Source organism: Proteus sp. PR00208 (assembly GCF_016238545.1).
GTDB lineage: Bacteria > Pseudomonadota > Gammaproteobacteria > Enterobacterales > Enterobacteriaceae > Proteus.
This window is the reverse complement of the sequence record NZ_JAEHQE010000016.1, coordinates 82,764-101,399: the sequence shown is the minus strand read 5'-3', so window position 1 is coordinate 101,399 and position 18,636 is coordinate 82,764. Positions and strand designations below refer to the sequence as shown.

The 18,636-nt window shown below is 37.9% G+C and carries 17 protein-coding genes; 5 read left to right on the top strand and 12 right to left on the bottom strand.

Translation table 11 applies throughout. The annotated features are described in order from the left end of the window. From JEP36_RS12200 to tamA, 6 genes are all read right to left on the bottom strand, one after another. Nucleotides 1-895: MFS transporter (locus JEP36_RS12200; protein ID WP_198630259.1), on the bottom strand; the 895-nt coding region annotated here is incomplete at its 3' end. A gap of 8 nt (nt 896-903) precedes the next feature. Then, nucleotides 904-2,196 (bottom strand): dTDP-4-dehydrorhamnose 3,5-epimerase family protein, encoded by a 1,293-nt coding sequence (locus JEP36_RS12195; RefSeq protein WP_198620220.1) that lies wholly within the window; start codon nt 2,194-2,196, stop codon nt 904-906. Nucleotides 2,197-2,245: 49 nt separating this feature from the next. Next, nucleotides 2,246-2,515, bottom strand: a complete 270-nt coding sequence (locus JEP36_RS12190; protein WP_198620221.1) for an XRE family transcriptional regulator — start codon at nt 2,513-2,515, stop codon at nt 2,246-2,248. 337 nt (nt 2,516-2,852) lie between these two features. After that, the gene (locus tag JEP36_RS12185) at nt 2,853-3,200 is read right to left on the bottom strand and encodes a gamma-glutamylcyclotransferase family protein (protein WP_109372692.1); all 348 of its coding nucleotides are present in this window, start codon (nt 3,198-3,200) and stop codon (nt 2,853-2,855) included. A 5-nt stretch (nt 3,201-3,205) separates the two neighbouring features. Continuing rightward, nucleotides 3,206-7,030 (bottom strand): autotransporter assembly complex protein TamB, encoded by a 3,825-nt coding sequence (tamB, locus tag JEP36_RS12180; RefSeq protein ID WP_198630258.1) that lies wholly within the window; start codon nt 7,028-7,030, stop codon nt 3,206-3,208. Next, on the bottom strand, nt 7,027-8,769 hold the full coding sequence (gene tamA, locus JEP36_RS12175; protein ID WP_198620223.1) for an autotransporter assembly complex protein TamA: 1,743 nt from the start codon (nt 8,767-8,769) through the stop codon (nt 7,027-7,029). The genes tamB and tamA overlap by 4 nt, the downstream gene beginning before the upstream one ends. A 186-nt stretch (nt 8,770-8,955) precedes the next feature. Between tamA and msrA the strand changes: the two genes are divergently transcribed. After that, complete coding sequence (gene msrA, locus JEP36_RS12170) at nt 8,956-9,534, top strand: peptide-methionine (S)-S-oxide reductase MsrA (protein ID WP_232799444.1); 579 nt, start codon at nt 8,956-8,958, stop codon at nt 9,532-9,534. 149 nt (nt 9,535-9,683) lie between these two features. Then, nucleotides 9,684-11,063, top strand: a complete 1,380-nt coding sequence (locus JEP36_RS12165) for a hemolysin family protein (RefSeq protein ID WP_109372696.1) — start codon at nt 9,684-9,686, stop codon at nt 11,061-11,063. 79 nt (nt 11,064-11,142) lie between these two features. Here the strand turns inward: JEP36_RS12165 and JEP36_RS12160 are convergent, their stop codons facing one another. Beyond that, the gene (locus JEP36_RS12160) at nt 11,143-11,349 is read right to left on the bottom strand and encodes a DUF1107 domain-containing protein (protein ID WP_100159789.1); all 207 of its coding nucleotides are present in this window, start codon (nt 11,347-11,349) and stop codon (nt 11,143-11,145) included. A gap of 283 nt (nt 11,350-11,632) precedes the next feature. Here JEP36_RS12160 and JEP36_RS12155 point away from each other — a divergent pair, with 283 nt between their 5' ends. Further along, a complete protein-coding gene (locus tag JEP36_RS12155) occupies nt 11,633-12,193 on the top strand; it encodes a YtfJ family protein (protein WP_198626356.1) in 561 nt (186 codons plus the stop codon). 53 nt (nt 12,194-12,246) lie between these two features. On the opposite strand, the gene cysQ is transcribed toward JEP36_RS12155, so the two are convergent. Further along, nucleotides 12,247-12,987 (bottom strand): 3'(2'),5'-bisphosphate nucleotidase CysQ, encoded by a 741-nt coding sequence (gene cysQ, locus JEP36_RS12150; protein ID WP_196533595.1) that lies wholly within the window; start codon nt 12,985-12,987, stop codon nt 12,247-12,249. A 142-nt stretch (nt 12,988-13,129) separates the two neighbouring features. Then, entirely contained in the window at nt 13,130-13,750 is a 621-nt protein-coding gene (locus JEP36_RS12145) for a peptidylprolyl isomerase (protein ID WP_006535733.1), read from the bottom strand. A gap of 260 nt (nt 13,751-14,010) precedes the next feature. Here JEP36_RS12145 and JEP36_RS12140 point away from each other — a divergent pair, with 260 nt between their 5' ends. Beyond that, a complete protein-coding gene (locus JEP36_RS12140; RefSeq protein ID WP_198630256.1) occupies nt 14,011-15,459 on the top strand; it encodes an NAD-dependent succinate-semialdehyde dehydrogenase in 1,449 nt (482 codons plus the stop codon). 142 nt (nt 15,460-15,601) lie between these two features. Here the strand turns inward: JEP36_RS12140 and zinT are convergent, their stop codons facing one another. Genes zinT through JEP36_RS12125 form a run of 3 tightly spaced genes read right to left on the bottom strand, consistent with a single transcriptional unit; the run spans nt 15,602 to nt 16,638 of the window. Beyond that, entirely contained in the window at nt 15,602-16,249 is a 648-nt protein-coding gene (gene zinT / locus JEP36_RS12135; protein WP_198630255.1) for a metal-binding protein ZinT, read from the bottom strand. 4 nt (nt 16,250-16,253) lie between these two features. Further along, on the bottom strand, nt 16,254-16,379 hold the full coding sequence (gene ykgO, locus JEP36_RS12130) for a type B 50S ribosomal protein L36 (protein ID WP_006535739.1): 126 nt from the start codon (nt 16,377-16,379) through the stop codon (nt 16,254-16,256). A 10-nt stretch (nt 16,380-16,389) separates the two neighbouring features. After that, nucleotides 16,390-16,638, bottom strand: a complete 249-nt coding sequence (locus tag JEP36_RS12125) for a type B 50S ribosomal protein L31 (protein ID WP_023583603.1) — start codon at nt 16,636-16,638, stop codon at nt 16,390-16,392. A gap of 235 nt (nt 16,639-16,873) precedes the next feature. On the opposite strand from JEP36_RS12125, the gene JEP36_RS12120 reads away from it, so the two are divergent. Beyond that, nucleotides 16,874-18,568 (top strand): hypothetical protein, encoded by a 1,695-nt coding sequence (locus JEP36_RS12120; protein ID WP_198630254.1) that lies wholly within the window; start codon nt 16,874-16,876, stop codon nt 18,566-18,568. Nucleotides 18,569-18,636: the final 68 nt, after the last annotated feature.

The window sequence follows — 18,636 nt, the reverse complement described above, 5'->3', positions numbered from 1 at the left end:
TTATTGAGCTTTGAAAAAACACAAGCAAAGAGGAACTTATAGTAATAATAGCAATTGAAATAATCGTTAACAACACTCTACTTATGTACTGATTTAAACAGCCATATAAATATGTTCCAAATACACCGAAGATCCCCGCAGCAATATCAATAAAACCATAGTATTTAATCGGTAAATTCATAACCTGATCAATTAACGCCGTTCCACTTGATTCAATTAAACCATCAAACATATTATTACCAATAGCAATAAAAACAGAAAATATCAGTATGGGTGAGGAAAAAATATAAATAAATTTTTTAGTAAAAAAGATTTTCTCTTCCGGGTTATTTATATTTTCAGGGTTAATCTCTTTTCTTGCATAAAAGAATAAAAAGAAGATAGCATTAATAAAATAGAATAGACACGGTATAACAAGTAAATACTTGTAGCCAAAATCAATAAGAACAATCCCCAATAATGGTCCAATGACCATACCTAAGAAATCAATTCTAGACATTAGATTAATATGATGCTCTTTATGATGACTTATCAACGCAATAATTTTTTCATAAGAAATCAATGTTTGTGAATTTCCAATAGAAATTAAACTACCAATCAAACCAAAACTTATCGCTATCATCAAATCAGATGTAAAATGAGTAATTAATAAAAATAAACACCCTACTATTTTACAACTATCAGAAATAACAGCGATAGGACGAATACCTAGACCATCAATATACTTACCAATAAGTGGTATTAAAAAAAGTCGAGGTAACCACCATAATGCGTATGTTAATCCTGAATATTCAATACTTGTTGTTAACTGATAAACAATAACGGGGGTAAGAAATACCATTAATCCATCAGCTGTTAAAACAAAAAAAAGCATATAAAAAAAGATAATACGCATAATAATAACTAAACCTTTTCTTTAATTAAGACTTTAATCGGTTTATTATTCTTGTCATATATAATAATTGACTTTGGTGTATGATGAGTAGGTTTCTGTTTAATTATCTCTTTTTGTTTAGAGACAATAAATTGATAATAACCTAAGTCAGCCTCTATTTTATTAGTGCAATATGCTTGATAATTTTTATTAGCAATTTCCCAGTCGATAACATCATGCCCTGGAATATACTCTTTTTCTTCATCTAAATAGATAACAGGCCGATTAACTGTAATAATATTAGCCATATTAAACAATGCATGAGCTACCCCACAGGGGATCACTAATTCCATATTAGGTAAAGGCTTGAACGTTATTTCATCTTCACAAAATAGAGTGGCGGAGCCTTCTCGCATGTCGACAAGTTTTAATGTTATCTCACTAGAAGCATCCCCTAAAAAAGTTAAATGGTCTTCTTGCCCTAGGTGTAAGCCATAAGAGTCAAAGTTGTAATCTTCATTACCATGTTCAACAAGATACATAGGCGATTTTCGTGTTAACGGAACGATGCCACTCTCTTTGCCTGTTTGCATGGTAGGTATGTCACGAAACGCCACACCTAAAATTTTTGATATAGGTAATTGCCGTTTCTGGTTTTCTGTTATTTTTTCTCTGAATCTTAAATTAACTTCATCGCCATCATCTAAACGAATTTTTCGTGTTTCTGAATGTAAAAAAGCATGTTGGCTTAAGATCTCATGTTGTATATCTGCTATTCGATGGTAGACCAGATCAGAGGCTTCCTCTGTCATAGGTTCATAACCATCAATATCATTAATATCAATATCTTCAGGAAGATTAATAACGTCATTATTTGGTGACCACATCAGTGCTTTACTCGCTAATTTATCTATCGGAGGTAAAAGTAAAGTGTAACTATTTAAAGTAAATATATTTTCTAAGTGATGAAAAGTATGAGCAACACCAGGAGGAATAATCAACGTTCTTGCCGATGAGGGCGTAATATAAAAGCTTAATCTTGATTTGAAAGTTGGTGAATTTTTACGACAATCGATAAACTTAGCGAGTATTTTTTTATTTTTATCACCTAAAAAAGTTAATGTATCTTGTTGCCCTAGATGAATACCATATTGCCCATATTTAAATTCATTTTCACCATGATAAATAATATTAATCGGATAGGTCGTCGCGAAAGGAATAACATAAGAATCTTTTTTTCCATTATTAACTCGCCACCGAGAGATCCAATGTAATCCTACTATATTAATATTTTTATTTAACTCAATAATATCCTTATTCATTATTTTCTCCTTGAGTTAATAAAGCAGCCAGAAGGCTGCTTTATTTTAATTAAACACTGACTATTTCGATGTCATAACCTAATAAATTTGCGCTTTCTAGAAGTGAATCTAGATTAGATGTATTCAATTTTGAATATTTATCATCAGCGGGTGCATTTTTAATGCCAGCAAGATAAGCTAATTTATCAAATGCATCTTTTGCAGTTACTTTTGTTTGTAAAATCATATCAGTAAAGTGATGATTTTCTATATTTTGATTTTGCTTTACTTCTTTGGGAGGGGTTTTATAAAGGCGAGAAATCTCATTTAATTCATCCATAAAAGTACCTTATTAAAATTTATTTAATTATTCGCATACAATAAAATATTTTTCATTCTTTTACCCAAAAACTCAATTACTGTTTTAACATTAAGTTAATTTTATTGTCAATTAGCCACACCATTAATAAAATTCATATCTATATAGATAAATAAAAAAGTATTTATTTTAATTTCAATTTTTGAAAATAATTATTACTAATATTTTTTATAAACTTAATATAATTAAAAATATTATTGAATTAAAAAAATACTGACTATTCCATCAATAAAAACGGCTCGATATCACTATCGAGCCGTTTTCAGACATCTTTTCAGTAAAAGGTGAATCTGACCAATTACTCTTCTTCGTGACGTTTTAACCAGTCACCGCTTTTTATTTCACGTAAACCATCAACAGGCTTTTGATAAAGGTAGATCCAAGCACTGCCATAAGGCGTTGAAATCAGTTGGCGCTTGTAATCTTGATCGTTCTTTTTCAATTCATCAAGCTCTGTCAAAATAGAGGGCGTTATCCGATAAACTTCGCACTCTATTTCGCCATCACCTTCAACCACAGCAGGATAAAACCCTAAATCATAAAGTTTATACCCCACTAATTTATGCTCGCCTAATAGCTGCGCATAGGTCATCCAGTGATGGTTACCTTGGTTCTGACGTAAACTACCATAAACAATAATTCGCATATAATTTAAAACTCAAATTGATAAAGCAGATCTATTGCCTGATTCATACCAGACACTGCTTGTAAATACAACCTGGGCATCAAGCGATAACGTAAAGTTAACGTCGCTAGCGAATCAAATATACCCACTCCATATTTTACTTGTAGATCGTTGGTTATCTTGCCACTGACCACAACTTGTGAGCTATCACCCACACCTTGCGTATCCAATGCTAAATCTGAAACACCGAAGGTTTCACCAATGCGCCCTACAAGCTGACCACTTTGACCAACACCTAATCCTATCAGCATTGCCGTCATTTGTGATGAGTCTGCATCACCACTTTTATCTAACCCTTCCCCTCTTAGCAAGTAAGATAACGCCTCTTGCTGGGTAAATGCAGGTTCAGAGAAAATTTCAACTTTAGGTTTATCTGCAAGCCCTGTCACTCGTACACCCGCAATAACATTATTTGCTGTGTTTTCAGGATTACGGATCGCTTCAATATTTAAGTAAGGCTGATCAACAGGCCCAGAGAACAAGATTTGTCCTTTACGCACTTGTAAGTCTTGTCCATAGGCTTTGAATTCCCCTTTAGGAATATCAATTTGACCATTTAAACCAAGCCCTTGTTTATTCTGATTGACTTTCAGCATGCCCGTCAATCTTGCTTTAAGCCCAAATGCGTCCAGTGTCACATCATTGCCAATATTAATCGCTAAATTACTTTGAATTGGAATGGATGTCTCTTTTGGCGCAATAGGTTGCAAGTTTTTATCCAGCATCACTTCATCAGAAGACACTGATACCGCAGATTCTGGTAAATCTTGCACCACAATACGCGCCCAAGGAATATCAATGCGACCGTCTAATTTCAGTAAATGCGGGCTTGCTTCAAACACCAAATCAGGATTGACATCGATACGCACCATTGGCGGTAGTGCCACTCGTAACTTATTACCATTTGCAGCCACAACAGCGCGCCATTCATCTAATTTACGCCAATCTGCATTACCCGTAAGATTTAAATAACCTTCTGGTGTTTCGATTCTGCCACTTAAGTCAGAGGTTGCACCATTAAAGCTAATATCAACATTTCCTTTGGTGATATCAAATGGGATCCAATGTCCAACCACTTTTAATTGATTAATACCGAATTGACCAAATAGCAGTGGTGATTGCGCACTTCCTCCTAAACGGAATTGAGCACCCACGCTTCCTTGAGCTATTTCACCTTTCCCTAAGAACGGTTTGATTAAATCTAATGTCAGATTATCAATATCAACCGTACCAGACAGTTGGCGTTTTTTCTCAAGATCAGCAACATGCACATTACCTTTGAAGTCACCATTGCCCGCGATACTAATCAGCCATTGCAATGTGGCTTTGCCATTATTTACGCCAGCATTTAAAGTAATTGTATCAAAATCAATTGGTAAAACAGTTCCATCAATATTCTGTTTTACGCCAACACCTTGCCCTTTAAGGTTTACAGATGCTTTCGGTAATCCGCCTTTTGAATTCCACGTTGCAGTTGCATCACCCGTAAATACACCACTAACAGACGTTTCAGGCGGTAAGAAAGGTTTGATCATCGCTAAATCAAAACGCGTTAGCGTGATAGCTGCACTGCCACTTTCACCAACCGTTATCGCTTTTGGCACACAAACTTGTGCATTTGGGTTTATCCAACAATGAGAGCCAATGGTAACTTCTTGCTTCTCAGCCAATAAATTCAATGCAATAGCTTTATTTAAACGCCACTCCCCTACAGGAGTATCAAATGCTGTATTATTTAGCGTTCCTTTCCATTGCTGTTTTTCTTTATCAAATGAACCCGCTAATGTCAGTCCACCAGAAACAGGCTCACCCTCCATTTTTAACGTCAGTTTATGCTGTTTTTCTGTACCAGCAGCATCCAGCGTTAAATTGCGAATAATTAAATCGGCTTGTTTTAACTGACGAGCAGTAATCGCTAGCTTGCCGCCAATTTCTTTGTCCGATTGAACATCACCTTTAATAGTGATGGATTCAACACTAACTTGATCTTGCCATTTAATACCATGAGCATTGATATCAGCGATAATCTTAGGTGTATTAATATCACCTCGAATATTCACTTTGCCCTTAATCACACCTGCTAATCCTGGTACTAAACCATTTAAACCAGGTGCATTGATATTGGCATCTAATGCCCACTTGTCGCCTAAATGTCCGTCAATATCGAGATTATTTTTACCTAGAATGAGCTTTAGTTGCGGGATATTCCATTGACCAGAATCGTTGCCATACGCGTTCCCTCTCGCCTTAATCAAATTATTTTTGAAATTACCATCTAAGGTGATTTCAGGAACACGTAATTGCCAACTGCCACCATATAAACTGCCCGTTGTAGCAATGCGCCCATCTAATTTCGCGGGCATATCTGGGTATTGTTTAACGGTATTAATACCTGAAATGGTTAATAACGCATTCCAGCTAATTGCTTTACTCCAATCGGCAATCCCCGTGATATCCGCATGGCCTTGTAATGCAGCTAAACGCAGACGTGTTAATTCAATTTTTTCTTCATTACCTTTTGCATCCAGCATTAATTTCGCAGGTGGGATCTCTTGACCTTCAATATCTGAGCGTAATGAAAGATCGTAGTTATCTGTCTGACCATTTAAACGCAACCGAGTATCATTGAGTTGATACTGCACATCCCCCGTTAACGGCCAGCGGACTTTTTGACTCTCTAAGGTTAATTTTAATGGAAGGTGTGGTTTTGCCAGTTCAGCTTGAGCGTCTAAAGTTGCTGTAACCGTTCCTGTTAAAGAGAGTGCTAATTTAAGCTCTTCAAGTAATGCGCCTTGCAAAGAAAGCGTCGCTTTTTGATCTTTAAAATCTTCAAGCCCTGCAACATCACGAATAGTCGCATTCACATCTAAATTAACAGGCCATTGTTTATCTAAGGTAATTCCCCCATTTAAACTAACTTCACCTTCTGGTGCATCAACAGTTAATTTAGTGAGATTAACTTGCTTACCTTTCGTATTGGCTTCAAAAGATAATTGGTTAATCGTAACAGGTGTATCCCCTGTTATTTGTAACTGCTTACCTTCAATACCTTCAACATTCACATCAACAGGAATAATAATTTCGGGTAAATCAGCTAACAGAGGTTTAGCAAAAATCGCTTTAATCGTGTCGGCTAATGCCTGTTCTTTTTCTTCTGGTGTTGTGGGTTCAGCTTGAGGTTTTGCCGTAGCAACTTCTTTTACATCTTGAGCCGTTGCTTCAACACTTCCTTCTTCTGGTGTCTTTGGTAATGCCACCAGCAAATCATTAATGAGTGTTGGATTTAATGTAACTTGACGACCTTCCCACTGTGCGCCTGTTTTAAATTCACCAAGTGAGATCGCCATATCGTCAATCTTCACATGCGTATTTTCTAATGAAAGTGAATTTAAATAGATAGGTAATGGTGCATTAAGCTCAGTTAAAGGCTCTGAAGGTGGCGTTTCTTCAGAAGGAGGGAAAGCACTAGTATCAATATTAACAACAACATCTCGCGTGCCTAATGTATCGACACAAACTTGTTTATCAGTCAGGCACGCTAAACGTAATCCTAATGATAATTCACCCACATTAACGTCAACGCCAGGCATTTGATATTCAACACCGGTTAAACGTAGATCTTGCCAGCCTCCGTTAACCTCTTTAATGGCTAAACCGGGAACCCAACGCGCTGCGCTGTTAATGGCAAAATGTAAGCCTGACTGTGTGCCTAAAATCCAAGCTACAGCACCGAAAGTAAGCAAAATAAGGATAAGGAGGGTAAGTGCAATCCATTTCAACCACTTCTTCATAACTCTGCTCCTAACCCGATATAAAACTGGAGTCTACGTTTATCTACATCACTAACAGGTAATGCTAAATCAAATTTAATGGGACCAACAGGTGATGCCCAACGAACACCCGCACCCGCACCTGTTTTAAAATCACTTCGAGTAAAATCATTGACTGCTTCACCGCTATCAATAAAGACTGCACCCCACCAGTTTCCTGTCACGTTATATTGGTATTCGGCTGAACCAACTAACATTCTTGAGGCACCCGTTAAGTTACCTTTGCTATCTTCAGGTGAAATGCTTTGGTATTTAAAACCACGAACACTTCTATCACCACCCGCAAAGAAACGAAGTTCAGGTGGCACTTGCCCAAAAGCATTGGTTTCAATCCAACCAAAATTGCCTCTGACAACAAAACGATGTCCTTCCCAAGGCGTGCGTATCCACACTTGTTGAGCATTGAAAGCTAAGAACTCAACATCAGAACCCCAAATTTTATTTGAGTAATTTATAGAGTAACGTTGGCTATCTCCCCAATAAGGCATCATGCCACCACGTTGACGAACCCGACTCGCATTAACCCCTGGGTATAACAGCATGGTAGTATAAGTGTCTTGCCCTTGAGTAAAGTGGCTAAGGCTCCAGCGGGTATTTACGCTATATTGCCAACCTGTAGACATATCCCAATTTCGAGAAAGGTTCAGCGTTGTAGTATCAGAACGCGTGTCATTATAGTCTGTTCTCTTAAAACCACCGTCTACCGCATAATATTGCTCTAATGGATTAATTTTTAATGGGATTTTGTATTTTGCACCAATAGATTGTTCGGGTTGAGAAATACTAAGATCTGACGTCAGGCTATGACCACGAGAATTCATCCAAGGTTTATTCCACTGCATATTCAACCTAGGCCCTACATCAGTTGCATAACCTCCCCCTAATTCAACGTAGTTACGAGAGCGAGGAGTGACAACCGCATCCATAGGTAGCAAATAAGAATGTTCACTGCGTGCTTTTGCGATATCAGGCGTCACAAGTGCTGAGTTAAACCAACCTGTTGCCGCTAAACGTCGATTAAATTCGGCAAGCTCTTCTGAGGAGTAATATTGCCCTTCTTTAAAAGGAACAATATTTTGTAGATAGTCTTCACGGATTTGAGAGCCAGTATAATTCACCTTACCAAAACGGTAACGTTCACCGCTATTAAAGACAAAATCCCAATAAGAGGCGTGATTATCTAAAGAAACACCAAGCTGACTTTTTTCCATTTCAGCATCAAAGTAGCCACGGCGAACGGCAAGCCCTGTTAACGAACCTTTGAGTTTTTCATAATCACCATGATTTAACACGCTATCAAGTGGCGGGGTGTTCTCTTTAATGACCTTAGCATATTGCTCATCGGTTTTAGCGCCACCTTCAAGAACAATATCCACACCTTTGAGTAAAATAGGAATACCCGGCTCTACTTTTGCCGTTAATATCGAACGTGCTGGCGGTGTATTTTCTTGATAAGAGAATGTCACAGTAGGCTGATAATAGCCTAATGGGCGAAGTCCTTCTTGAATTGCCTTTTCAACACGCGCACGAAAACGCCCGTCAGGTGCAACTTCTTCTGTTGTAATGTTTGATAGCTGGACTCGCGCATTTTTTTCGAGTTGCCCTTCTAAACCTTCTACTTTTAAACGCAAATTTGCCCCATAGGCAACAGGTGCGATAAAAGACAGACAGAGAACGTAGATAACGGAGTATCTCGGCACGTTTTCTCCTCAATATGATTTAATCCATGTGATGAATTGACGACAAACTATTTTAAGCTTTATTGTAGATTTAGTTTATAACAATATTAAGCCTTTACCATAGTAAAGCGTTTACAAATATAAAAACTGGAGTCTACCTTGCAACATAAAGCTTACCAACCAGAGAATGCCTTAAGGGGTACTTCGATGCCATTAGAAATATCTGCTAATCATGCAGTAAATGGGCATTCTATTAATGATATTCCTGAAAAGATGAGTATCGCTTATTTTGCGATGGGCTGTTTTTGGGGAGTTGAACGTCTGTTTTGGCAACAACAGGGCGTTTACTCAACAAGTGCGGGTTATAGCGGTGGTGTAACAGAAAACCCAACCTATCAACAAGTTTGCCAAGGATTAACAGGTCATAGTGAAGTCGTGAGAGTGGTTTTTGATCCCTCAGTGATTAGCTATTCACAACTTTTGACTCTTTTTTGGGAAAATCACAATCCATCACAAGGTATGCGTCAAGGTAACGATATTGGCAGCCAATATCGCTCGGCAATTTACACGGTTAATGCAGATCAATATGCGCAAGCTATTGAGTCCAAAAAACGCTATCAACAAGCTATGAATACTCAAGGTGCTACAGAAGTAATCACCACAGAAATTCAGCCAGCGGGCCCTTTTTATTTTGCTGAAGATTATCACCAACAATATCTCTATAAAAACCCACAAGGTTATTGTGGATTAGGTGGGATAGGTATCTGTTATCCTCCTGAAAAGTAAAACTAGCAGAAAATAGCAGGGCGATGATATAATTACGCCCTCTTATCTTTCTTTGTGAATAATTTCATCACAATATATTGATTTATCTTCTATTTTAACACTCTAGTATTACCCTTTGGACTAAATACTTGGGGTGGTGTGAGCCTTATATGCTTAATAGTTTACTCATTGTGCTTTTGCTCTGTGCTATCAGCGCCTTTTTTTCGCTGTCTGAAATCTCTCTTGCTGCTTCTCGTCGAATTAAGCTCAAACAACTTGTTGATGAGGGCAATATTAACGCTGCTCGTGTATTAAAAATGCAAGAAATGCCGGGCATGTTTTTTACCGTTGTGCAAATTGGATTAAATGCTGTCGCTATCTTAGCGGGTATTGTGGGTGAATCTGCATTTTCGCCTTCATTAAAAAGCTTTTTCCTACAATTTTTTGATGAAGCACTCTCACAACAATTAGGATCGATTTGCTCTTTTATTATTGTCACATCAATGTTTATTTTACTGGCTGACTTAACGCCAAAACGCATTGGTATGATAAAACCAGAAGCTATCGCATTAAGAATTGTGAACCCAATGCGTTTCTGCCTTGCCTTCTTTCGCCCGCTGGTTTGGTTATTCAATGGCATGGCTGATCTTATCTTTAAATTATTTAAAATCCCGATGGTGAGAAATGAAGATATTACTTCTGATGATATTTTTGCCATTGTAGAAGCGGGGGCTGTTGCTGGTGTTTTACGTAAACAAGAACATGAACTGATTGAAAACGTCTTTGAGTTAGAGTCACGCACTGTCCCTTCGGCCATGACACCACGAGAAGATGTGGTCTATTTTGATCGTGAAGAAACAGAAAGTGATATCAAAGAAAAAATTGCCACACAGCCTCACTCTAAATTCTTGGTTTGTGAAGGCGATATCGACCATATTATTGGTTATGTTGATTCTAAAGAGCTTCTTAATCGCGTTATTAACGGACAAAGCTTAAACCTCAATGAAGGTGTTCATATCCGTAAAGCGCTGATTATTCCTGATACATTAACGCTTTCAGATATGTTGGAAAGCTTTAAAACATCTGGTGAAGACTTTGCCATCATCCTTAATGAATACGCGATGGTGATGGGTGTGATTACGTTAAACGATGTAATGACAACCTTGATGGGGGATTTAATTGGACCAGGGCAAGAAGAACAAATTGTGAGCCGTGATGAGCACTCATGGCTAGTTGAAGGCGGTACGCCAATTGATGATGTAATGCGCGTTCTTGATATTGATGATTTCCCTGATTCAAGTAACTACGAAACCATTGCGGGCTTTATGATGTACCGTTTACGTAAAATTCCAAAACGTACTGATTATGTGAAGTTCTCAGGGTATAAATTTGAAGTTGTCGATATTGATAATTACAAAATAGATCAATTACTCGTAACTAAAGTTGATGATATTCCACCGGTTAAACCTGTTTTGCAAGAACACGTTCCTGTTGTACAGACAACAACCGAAGTCGATATCAAAGTAGATGAAAATAAAACGACAAGTTAACTAGTAACAAATTGAAATTAATAACTGAGTCTTATCGAAAGTTTTCACGAGAAAGACTCAGTTATCTATCAGATAAAAGTTAGCCCAGTTCTGCTTTCAGCAAAACCACCTGCTGGTTCACTTCACTCATCACATTAAAATGTAGCTTATCTTTTATTTTAGGCAGTAGTATTTTGCCATAATCGAATTCAAATGCACCCATTCCTTTGATGTAAAACCGTCCACGAAATAACGTCTTAACGTAGAGAGCAATTTTTTCAGGGTTATAGCGATTGAAGATTTTCATCTTTCAGTTAGTCTCCCATGCTCGTTGTTGAGTTTAATAAGTCATAAAGACTTATCTTTATATATCAAATTTAAAGACCTAATTATAAGTACTAGGTTCAACTTATTTGATTTTCTTATCTGTTTTTACATTTATTGACAGTAAAGAATATAAATAAAGATAGTGTGTGTGTTATTTTACCCACTCAATGTTAAATAAATGTATCAGTGATGAGGTATTATTCTTCACTAGCTTCTATGCTTAGATAGAATCTAACGTCGATTTCAATAATAGGACAATGGCTATGCACAAAATAACCTTAGCTGCTCTTTTACTCAGCACATCCACATGGGCGTTTGCACATAACATCACTGAAAATACAGTACTTCCTGCTGTCACAATCAATGACAAAGGTGAGCTACTTTATGACACAACCAAAGATAAGTTTAGCTACCAAAATTGGAATAGTGGTCTGCTCAGTGGAAAAGTACGTACTGTTCAGCATATAGCAGGACGTAGCAAGGCTAAGGGGATGAATGCACCGTTTATTGAAGCCGTAAAACTGGCTAAATTCCCACATACCAGTTATCAAACTACAACGATTATTAATACTGATGATGCAGTCTTTGGCACAGGTCCATTTGTTCGTAGCAGTGTTGAAGACAGTAAAAAAGAATTTCCTTGGTCACAGTTTATTGTTGATGCCGATGGCGTAGCATTAAAAGGCTGGGGATTAGAAAAAGAGAGTTCAACTATTGTTGTTTTAGATAAGCAAGGTAAGGTTCGTTTCGTCAAAGAAGGTGTATTAAGCGGTGCGGAGATTACGACGGCAATCAACCTTATCAACGATTTAATTAAAGAATAGCTTACCATGTCAGAGCCCTTTCACATCAAGGGCTCCAACTTCATCTGGTCTATTTAAAAAATAGAAACTCTAAATCCTGGGTTTATCAGCGATTCTTTAGGGGAATAATCTAACGTGATCCCTTTCCAATCGGTGACATGCGCACCAGCGGCAATCGCAATGGCATGACCTGCGGCAGTATCCCATGTGTGTGTTGGTCCAAAACGAGGATAAAGTTGCGCTTTACCTTCCGCCACAAGACAAAATTTTAAAGAAGAGCCAACGGCAACCGTTTGATGTTCGCCAAGTTGAGATAAATACTCTTTTAATTCATCATCTTGATGAGAACGACTAATCACAATCACTGGTGGTTCAGCACGGCTCGCATGAATAGGTAATTTCCGACCACACATTTCTTTCCATGCTTGTTTATTGGCAGCCGCATATAACACATTTTGAACCGGTGCATAAACAACGCCTAAAACGGGAATACCTTTTTCAATTAAGGCGATATTCACCGTAAACTCACCATTTTTGCTAATAAATTCTTTAGTTCCATCTAAAGGATCAATCAACCAATAGCGATCCCAATGACGGCGAACTTCCCATTCAGGGGGATCTTCTTCAGATAATTGAGGTATATCTGGGGCAATAGAAGCAAGTCCTTGTTTGATAATTTGGTGAGCGGCCAAATCAGCCTCTGTGACAGGTGAATTATCACTTTTTTCCTGTACTTGGATAGGCTCTGATTGCTGGTAGATTTGCATTATCGCCATACCTGCTTGGCGGGCTAATTTGCTGACTTGTTCTAACATCATGCACCTCTCTTATTTTTATAAGCAGATAACGCCCCTTATAAAAATTAATTACCCGACTATCTCTTTATTTTAGTATAGAGACAAAAATAGCTGGCAAAAACCAGCTATTTTTTACTCTGATTTACCGCAGAATAAGAAATTATAAAATTTCTAATAATTCTACTTCAAATACTAATGTCGCGAATGGAGGAATAGCCGCACCAGCTCCACGTTCGCCATAAGCTAATTGGTAAGGAATATATAATTCCCATTTTGAGCCTACTGGCATTAATGTTAATGCTTCAATCCAGCCTGCGATAACGCCATTTACTGGGAATTCAGCAGGTTGGCCACGTTGAACTGAGCTATCAAACACAGTACCATCAATTAAACGACCCGTGTAGTGAACACGAACATGATCAGTACGCGCAGGGATTGCACCTTCACCCGCTGTCAGGACTTTGTACTGTAAACCTGATTCTGTAACCTGAACGCCTTCATTTTTCACATTTTCTTCTAAGAAAACTTTACCAGCATCAGCCAGCTCTGCTTGGCGTTCTTGACGAACAGCTTCAGCACGCTCGTGCATAGTACGTAAGGCATTGTGTAATGTTTCAACAGGTACAGAAGGCGCATTACCTTCTAATGCATCGGTCAAGCCAGCTAACAGTGCTGCGGGCTCTAATCCTTGAAGACCTGATTCAGTCAGTTGTTGACCGACTTGCAGACCAATACCGTAACTTGCCTGTGATTCAATAGAATCAAATGATGGTTTTGACATGAAAAATACCTGTTTTTTATGAAAGTTAAACCCAAGAATAACAGTGGTAAGGTACAGCGTAAACCTTCAGTCTTGAGTAATGGGGATTATTCATTAAAAACATAAGCAATTGACCCTATTCACCTCAATTTGACATTTTTTTCTTGGCATTTGTCATACTTATTTTCACAACATCGCAACACAGGCATATAATTATAAGCAGGCACCGAACTGCCTAGCCTTATAAATATCAATATATAATATGTTCAGAGAGGTATTAAGTGAAGATAACGACAAATCCCTATTTCCGTGAACAAGGCTATATTGATGGTCTTTGGTGTAATGCTAAAAATAACGAAACCGTTGATGTTATCGATCCTGCCACAGGTGCTCTACTTGGTACTGTACCCAATATGGCAACACAAGAAGCAATAATGGCTGTTGATGCTGCACAAAAAGCCTTACCAAAATGGCGTGCACTTACAGCACATCAGCGCGGAGCATTATTGCAAAACTGGTTTAGATTAATCACTGAAAATAAAAGAAAACTTGCTGAATTAATGACCCTTGAGCAGGGTAAACCTGTTGCTGAAGCTGAAGGTGAAATTACTTATGCTGCTTCTTTTATCGAGTGGTTTGCAGAGCAAGGTAAGAGAACCAACGGTGAAATTATTCCCTCACCTTCTGCTGATAAACGCTTGATGGTGATTAAACAAGGTATTGGTGTTTGTGCTGCCATTACGCCTTGGAACTTCCCTGCTGCTATGATCACCCGAAAAGCCGCACCAGCATTAGCCGCAGGTTGCACCATGGTGATTAAACCTGCCAATGAAACACCTTATACCGCATTAGCTTTAGCGGAATTAGCAGCTCAAGCAGGTATTCCTGCGGGTGTTATTAATATTGTTACAGGTGATGCCATTAAAATTGGCGAAGTCTTCACCTCTGATAATCGCGTTCGTAAATTAAGTTTTACGGGTTCAACAGGCGTTGGACGTTTATTAATGCGCCAATGTTCTGATAGCGTAAAAAAAGTCTCTTTAGAATTGGGCGGCAATGCACCATTTATCGTGTTTGACGACGCTGATATAGATAAAGCCGTTGAAGGGGCTATGGACGCTAAATTCCGCAATGCAGGACAAACCTGTGTTTGTGCTAACCGTTTTTATATTCATAAAGATGTTTATCAACAATTTAGTGAACGCTTTGTTGCTGCTGTTAAAAAACTCAAAGTGGGTAACGGTTTTGAAGAAGGTGTCACTATTGGGCCTCTTATTAATCGCAAAGCAGTTGAAAAATCACAATCTTTACTGGCTGACACACTAAAACGTGGCGCTACACTACTTTGTGGTGGTGAAAGCGATAAAGCGGGTGAAAATTTCTTCCAACCTACTGTTGTGGGTAATGTTCCCGCAGATAGTCATATTCTTGAAGAAGAGATCTTTGGCCCTGTGGCACCTTTAGTTATCTTTGAAAATGAAGATGAAGTGGTGCATTTAGCGAATAACACGATTTATGGTTTAGCCGCTTATTTTTATAGTGAAAATCCACAACGTATTTGGCGTGTCGCTGAAAATTTAGAATACGGCATGGTGGGCATTAATACAGGTTTAATTTCCAATGAGGTTGCACCATTTGGTGGCATTAAACAATCAGGTTTAGGTCGTGAAGGCTCTGAACACGGCATTGAAGACTATATGGAAATGAAATACCTCTGCCAAGGGTTATAAATAATCGTTAACCCAACTTATAAAAGTAAGTCAGCATGGATGCTACTACTTTTTCCTTTTTTATCATTATTGTTAAGAAAAAATACCCTCGGTAATAACCAAGGGTATAAGGTGTTAGCCCAATATTTTTATCAATTAGTTATCAGTGATAAAGCATTTCATGAACAATATCATCTGCCTTCATAGAATAAGGATAGTAAGTTGGCCAATTACTCAGCTCTTTAAGTAATTCATCTTGCGATGTATTGCCCATATATAAATGGAAATGCCCTGCTTTCTCTGGTGCAATAATATGGTCGCTAAATTGAATAAATTTAGGTGCTTGGCTTGTAGCATCGTCACATCTAAATAAATAACGAACCCCTTTTTTACCAGACTCATAATGTAAAATACGATAACCATCATAGTGATATTCGCAACTCTCTACTTTCTCACCTTGATGAAATTCAATGATATTATTTTCAATACCAATCATATCCACATCTGTTTTGTAGCCTTGTGTGTAGTAGGCACGATACTCTTCAATAGTTTTATCTTTTTTCGTCTCTGCCTTTTTCTGTAAAACAACATCGAGTTCGCCACTAAGAAGATAAGGCTCTACAGATTGCCATACCCCTTCCCAATCGCTGAGTTTACGATCGAGAACATTCTTGTCCTCGAAAATCCCATTCGCTGCATCTCGCTGTGCTTGTGTTTGTACTTTTTCATGATGGTGACCATGTGCTAAAACCGACATTGCACTACCCAATAATCCCATAATCAAAACACAAGAAAGAATTGGTTTTTGCATGATCTTACCCCTGAACAGCTTTAAAACGTGGATTTGACTTACAAATTACATAAAGGCGACCACGGCGACGCACCACTTTACAATCTGGATGGCGTTGTTTAGCGCTTTTCAATGAACTTAATACCTGCATTTTTTCTTCCTTACTTAATAAATTGACCAAAACGTTTATTAAAGCGTGCCACATTACCTTCTTGAGAATGAGTCTTCTGCTTACCGGTATAAAATGGGTGTGATTGAGAGGAGACATCTAATGTCACATAAGGGTATGTTTGCCCCTCATACTCTATTGTCTTTTCCGTTTGGATGGTTGAACCCACTTTAAAATAAGCATCTGCACTAGTGTCATGGAAAATCACTGTTCGATATTGAGGGTGGATACCTAGTTTCATAATAAACCCTATTTATTTGTAATGTTATAATATAACAAATCTAGAATTGCGCTAATGTACCGCTTTTTAATTTTATTGACCAGTTTTTTTTGATTTGTTTTTTATCTCAAGAAGGGAGGTATGTTTCGGGTAGGGATTTTTTAAGTGATATAAGTGGATTTTCTGGCTTTTTTTGTCCAGCTTTCCTATTTTCCGCTAAAGTTATACTAAGACGGCAAAACAAATAGGATCTATTATGACTAATTGGCGCGATAAGCTTTTCAGTAAGTCACCTCTGTCTATCGACCTCACAATAGACTTTCCTAAGGTTTGTCCTTCTTCTGTTCCTTCAATTCTTTCACAATTAGCTCCTTATGAAATAGGTGATACACCTTTACCTGATGAATTAAATCTATTGTCAGACTCTCACCTAAAAATAAAATCTGATTATGATTCAATCCCTTTTAGTTGGTCAGCAGGTGCTCGCGAAGGTATTATTTTGCACCAACGAATAGGTCGAGCGATTGAACAACAGCCTTCTCAAAAAGTATGTGAAGAATTTGCCTTGTCGCTCTATCATGCAATAAAGCATGTCGTTCTTTTGCCTGATAAAGAGCATGTCGATTCTTTTTATTTAATGGCCTGCCAAGATAAACTCGCGCCTATTACCTATCTTTCACATCTGATAGAGAAAATAGAACAAGATGAAACACTGATTAATCATGAGATCTATTTTCAACTCATTTTATGGATCTTGAAGTTAAGTCCTGATAAGAATCCGATCAAAATCGCCTTAGGGCTATTAGGATCGTTTAACGATAGTACTTCTCAACGTTTACTTTTATTGTTTGCTCTTCACCCTGAATTTACACTTTATGCTATTCGATCGCTGAAACAGCGTCTCTCCTGTGAAGAATTTGAGCCTTTTTTATATTCCCTAGGTCAACGAACTAAAGGCTGGGGACGTATTCAATTTATCGAACATCTGCCTTCAACACTGTCTGTTAATAATCGCTATTGGCTGCTGACTGAAGGGTATAAAAATAATGTGATGACAGAATATGTGGCCTATGACTGTGTCACAAAAGGGGCATTATTAGCGATGTTGAACACGCATCCTTTAGATAATGAGTTACTACTTGGTTGTAGTGATCTTTTACGCGCACTGCTTAATGGAGGTCCTGCAAAAGATATCTATGATTATGTAGAGGGCACCCAAGCGTGTAATGCTTTTATTTCACAAGTCGATACTTTGCCACCAAAAGAGTTAAAGCTCCTTTATTGTGTCTGTGAAATCGCTGATTTTGTGCAAAATAGTGGTGAAGATTGGTTATTACTCGAGTCTCTCGGCTGGAACGATCAATGCCAACAACAAATTATCTCTGCTTCACAAAATATTATTCAAAAACCAGAATGGTCGACACTCATTATCGAAGCATTACAAAATCCTTCTCGCTCAAAAAATTACCAAGCAAGCCTTGTCGCTAAATCTCTTCGCCTTGATATTTGGGAATTACTCTTTTCACTACAAAAAGACAACCCCAATGCGGATTGGTGGCACCAATTAATGCAAACAGATGCTTCTCACAAAATAGAAAGAGTAGTTAAACTTGCAGAACAACAAATTGAATTAACAGCATTAGATAGCATAGATGATCCATTAATAACTACCGACTCTGAATATCAGTCTCATCATGCCGTTGAATATATTATGCAAGATCTTGGTGGTTTTCCTGGTATCGGCTGGTCACTTATCAAAAGGCAATTACGCAGTCCAACATTGCGTGATAGAAATATGGCGCTGAATGTTCTTTCAACATGGTCTGACACATTATTGCCTCATGATCTTTATGGTGAATTAACACAGGCTTTAACCATAGAAACTGATAAAAATGTGTATCAACGTATGAAACTGTTTTTAGTTAACCATCAAGGGAATAAAGAACATTAACGGTTAGAGCGAATAGATAATTCTGAAAAGAATTCAGGGAGCAGGTTAGGATCATGGTTCGTGCTAGT